Annotated in this window: 4 protein-coding genes; all 4 read right to left on the reverse strand. The window is 55.1% G+C overall.

Annotated elements, in window-relative coordinates; genetic code table 11:
* The coding region (locus PHQ58_RS23255; RefSeq protein ID WP_300116206.1) for a zincin-like metallopeptidase domain-containing protein at positions 1-1015 on the reverse strand (1015 nt) is incomplete at its 3' end.
* The gene (locus PHQ58_RS23260) at positions 1008-1175 is read right to left on the reverse strand and encodes a hypothetical protein (RefSeq protein WP_300116207.1); all 168 of its coding nucleotides are present in this window, start codon (positions 1173-1175) and stop codon (positions 1008-1010) included. The genes PHQ58_RS23255 and PHQ58_RS23260, both read right to left, overlap by 8 nt.
* A 43-nt stretch (positions 1176-1218) precedes the next feature.
* Entirely contained in the window at positions 1219-2595 is a 1377-nt protein-coding gene (locus PHQ58_RS23265) for an LPD7 domain-containing protein (protein WP_300116209.1), read from the reverse strand.
* 22 nt (positions 2596-2617) lie between these two features.
* Entirely contained in the window at positions 2618-3235 is a 618-nt protein-coding gene (locus tag PHQ58_RS23270; protein ID WP_300116211.1) for a hypothetical protein, read from the reverse strand.
* Positions 3236-4757 lie beyond the last annotated feature (1522 nt).

Here is a 4757-nt window from a genome sequence, read left to right on the forward strand (position 1 = left end):
TTTTCTCAAGCAAATAGTCCACTGCTTTCGACGCGTCTTTTGCCGCTGCAAAAACGGCGTGCTTGTCACCTTTGAGGGTCTCAAGCCACGAGCCGATATAAGCCGCGTGATTTTTGTCGTCAAACTGAACGCCCGTCTCAGCACTGGCGAAAGCGCTGCACAACTCTGCCACCAATTCTTCACGGGCATATTCATCCGAACCAAAGCCATTCGAAAATGGGCGACTCAGCCTGTTTTCTCCGCCGGTGGCGTGGCCGAGTTCATGCAATAGCGTGCCAGCATACGCTTCAGGGCTTTCAAATTGATCCGGATTTGGCATTTGAACGGCATCGCGTGCAGGCGAGTAAAACGCCCGGTCACCGCCGTGGCCAAGCGTCAAGCCGTCGAGCTTCATACCGCTGGCAATTTTTTCTACAGCCGCGATTTTTTCCACAGCGGGTCGGTCTTTTGTTGTGGCGATGGGTTCAAGGGTCAAGCCGTTGCATTGCTCGACATTGAAGGCATGGCTGGTTTTTTCGAACAGCAAGCTCAAGGTCCGCTCAGCCTGCCGCCAACTGTATTTGGTCCCGTCAGACTCCACCACCAATTGACGCGTGTCCACCTGAAGCCCACTGGCAAGTTTGACCGTTTGGGCATGTTTCTCAGGCGCTTCAGCAAGCGTTACCCGAGCGCCATTGTGGGTGATGTCAACGTCCCGGCGGCGATGAAAAGGCAATTCGTCCCAGTATTCAATGGGCGTTGACTTTTCACCTTGGGTGACACCACCGCCCAGGCTGGCTGCCTGCTTGTAGGTCAGCCAGCGTGGATCGGCGTAGCCTTTGTCCATCCCCTGCATCATCAGCATGAGCCGGTTGCCGCCACTGTAAATGCGGCCGGAAACCGCATTGCGTGGCAGGCCGGCGGCAACACCCCCTTCATTGCTCCAACCCTTGCGCCAGGGCATGACACCCGACTCCAAAGATGCGACGATGCGGTCCGTGATTTGCTCACGCAGGTCTTTTTTGGGTTCAGTCATGATGCACCTCGACAAAATCCAGGGCGTCAACATCGTCATGTTCAGGGCCGGAGAGCTCAATGCCGAGTTTTTCAGCATCGCGAACCGAATGCAGTTGGGCGTCGGCTGGTATGCCCAATTCGGCCATTGTTTGCTCAGAGAGGGGTGTCATTGCTTGCATGGTTTCTTCCTTAAAAATGCCCATTGCGGTGGGGCGTGGTGGTTCAACGTTCAAGTTCTTCCTCAAATACTTGTTGGCGGGTTTTGGGGATTTTTTCGCCGAGCTGGAAAGCGTTTTCCTCTTCGAGTGCCTTTTCTTTTTTGTCCTCAGTCACTTCAGGTGCAGCCTTCTCCCGCTCGGCCAAAAAGGCCTCCCGCACGTAGTCGCCAGACGTTTTGAAATACTGTGCAATGCTGGCACTCAGTGACGGTTCCAGCGTTTCGCGTTCCCTGATGACGCGGTCATCACGCACCATGACCACATCCGTTCCAAGCTGCGTGAGCTTGCCATCCGTGTCCAAAATCCCTTTTTCGCGCAGCAGATCGACAGACCCGGGGTCAACACCGCCGTTTTGCTGTTCAAGGTCAACCTTGGCTATTTGGTGAATTGCCTGGTAGCCCAAATCTTTGATACTGGCGTTGGCCGCAAGCATGCGTTCATCAGGCATGGAAATCTTGTCATCACCCAGCAGGTCAATTCCGGCCACAGGATTTTTTGTGAGAATGTCCATCGTTCGTTGGTCAGCACGAAGAACGGACTTGCCCACGGGCGCAATCGTCAGGTTCTTGACCGGATCGCCGCTGATGCCCGCTTCAACACCTGGGATATGCGCGCGTTCAAGCCCTTGGGCGACCTGTTTACCCCACATCCAGGCCCTTAACACCTCGGGCTCCGTGTTTTGCAACGGGTAGCCCAATTTGCCAGAGATTTCCGCTGCACGGACCTTGAAGGTCGTGTCACCGGTCAACAGCAGGCCTTTGTCGATGTCAAATTTTTTGGCGGCAATCTTGAGCGCTGCTTCGACGTCGCGATCATCGGTTTTTCGCACATCCAGGCGGTCACCGACATCACGCACAGCCACCGTCAAGCCGCGCGTGTATTCCATGACGCCGTCCTTACCTTCACGCGCCTGCAAATCAGCCAGCACAATGTTGGGTGCTGTTTGTTGGCTGAAGCCCTCCTGGCCGGAATCTGGTGCCTTTTCTGCTTCTTCAATCAGACGGTCAAAAATGGGGTCATCGGGCTGTTCAAGTTTTGACTCTTTCAGGAAATCAAGCCAGCTTTGCGGTTTGACCAGCGTGCCATCGAGTTCGCGAGCGGCCCTGTCTTTTTCGGCGTAATAGCCTTCAGTGAGTTTGGCCAGCTCAATGGCCACCGACGCGGAGATCGATTGATCAGAGGCACCCAGCCCCTTCAGTCTGGTTTGCAGATCGCCACGGGTTGCTTCAATGCTGGACTGCAATTGCAGCCATTTTTCCCGGTATTGCTGTTCGTGCTGATCAATCCCGCCATTGCGAATTTCTCGCGCAGGGGCAGTTTTGGCCTCAAAGGCATCCAGCAGGGCAATTCGCTTTTGTTGCTCACCAGTCAAAGTTTCCATAGGTGGTCTTTCAGGTACAGACTCATTGACCACCGGAATCAGGCGGGGTGCAGTCGATCAGTGGAATGGTTAGCGCTGGTCCCCAGCGGCCCTCATTGGCTGACTTTTGAACCAGCGCATTGCGAAAGGCCAGGTCATCCTCATAGTCAGCACGCCACTTTCCCTTTTGTTGTAGCCAGGGTTTGGCCAGGTCGAGCGATACACGCCGTTTTCCAATCAAGGCTTGATGCTCAGGCGTCAAGACGCCATAGCCCGCATAGACTTTCCAACCAACAAAATCGGCGCTGGTTGAGGCACAGCCACCTCCGGTGAGCGAACTTGGGATACACGCGGAATACGAAAAAGTTGACCCCAGTGCAGGTGTTTCAACGTAAGTGGGGAAGCCGCCGGTCGTCCAGGCGACCCAGCCACTAGGTGTCAAAAAGGCAGCTGGGTAACCGGGAACCCCAGGGTTTTCAATACCCACCCAAATGGCACCGGGCAGGCCCACATCAGATGCGGCAACGGTGCCATCGATTGACACTGAAGCGGGTGATGGGTCATACGCTGTGCCAGCGCAAAAGACGTTGCCGCCGACGGTTTGCGCCATTGCGGCGATGCCGTGGGCTAGCAGCAAAATGAAAGCGAAATTTTTTAGCATGGGACGGCATTCCTTTCAGGAAGGCCAGTCCAGCATCAAAACTTTGGGGGAAAGGTGGCAAACCCCCGCTGGACTGGCTTTACCCATACCGCGAAGGCGCAAATGCAATGTCTGGACGATCTTACGACCCCATCGGAAACGTCCCTCAATTCGAAGATTTCCAATGCCTGGTTAACCAGGTCACTCATACCTGACAGGTCCTGCGGTGCTATCCGAAAGATTTCGAACTGCCCGTCCACGACGAGAACGCGGTTCAGTTACATGACTTATCGGTCAGGTTGCTGGCGTACATCGAAAAGTTGGCAATGTGCCGTTGATTTCAGTGCCCGGACTCGACCACAAGCGGGTGCTCACGGGTGGCAGCTTCCGGGAAGCAAAAACACTTTTGCTGTCGAGGTTCCAAGAGCTGGCGCTTAATTGGCTGCTTCCCATCCACATTGTTGACATTGGCAACGGGCAGCTTTCCAGGTACCTCTCAGCATCGGTATCGAGGTCACGGTGATCGTAGCGCGTCGGATCCGTCGAATTGAATAGCTGTGAGAGATCTGCTCTGCGCATCTCGATCTGATGAATGGGTCGACGGCTTGTTTTCATGTCAGCCACCGCGCAGGTGGCGGATGCTCCGTTCGAGGCATCCGTCGATCAGTGCGCGAAATTTGCTGCGTAATGTTTGACGATCGTTACAGGCGCCTTGGACGCATGCAGCACCGCCTGCGATTCGGAGCCAAGCCAGGGCACTGCGCAGCGCACCCATGCCCCTGGCGTCCAGAATGATGGCTTCACAGCCATAGCGGCCAGCGATCTCGATTACCGTTTGCGCCGGATCGTCCGAAGCAATCTCGCGTTCGTGTAAGGCACACCGGCACACTTAAATAGCGGTTCTGCACCTTCTAGCGCGCGTGAACCGACCGCACCGCTGACCCTTTGTAGTACGTCGGCAACTGGCGCCATTTCGTAAAGGTAGACGGGGTCTTGCACGGCTCCAAACTATCAGGGGCAGGAAGCCACATTGATGTTGAATGTGGCAGTCTATCGAGGGGCGCGCTAGTGCTAAAGAACTCAAGGTATGCCAGTGAAATTTGGTGCCACGAGGCGACCTCTGTAAGTGAGACCGGCCCGAGTTCTTCACGCAAAGCAATGTCAGTCATGGCGGTTATAGGTTTGACCGAGGCTGCCGAAAACCAGTGAGATACCTTGAGGATCAAGAAGCTCAGCATACTTTACTGATGCAATGCATCAGTCCTTGGTCAGTAAAATCGGCAGCCGGTCAAGTTGGGGTCGTCTGCGACAGCCCAGGACAGACAGCTTCCCATTGAGATATTGGGACGACTAGACTTGGCAGAAAGGAGGGAAAAAACGGTGGTACGCCTGCTTCAGCGTTGACCGGGGCCGTGGCGCATGACACCGATCGCGATGACGACCATACCGACAATTCCACTGATGATCATCACTTCGCCCAGATTATGGTGCCATCCACCCATCGGCGTGAGCAGCAACATGGAACCGCTGATCACGAGTGCTG

Origin of the sequence: Rhodoferax sp. (genome assembly GCF_028688795.1) — a bacterium.
Lineage (GTDB): Bacteria > Pseudomonadota > Gammaproteobacteria > Burkholderiales > Burkholderiaceae_C > Rhodoferax.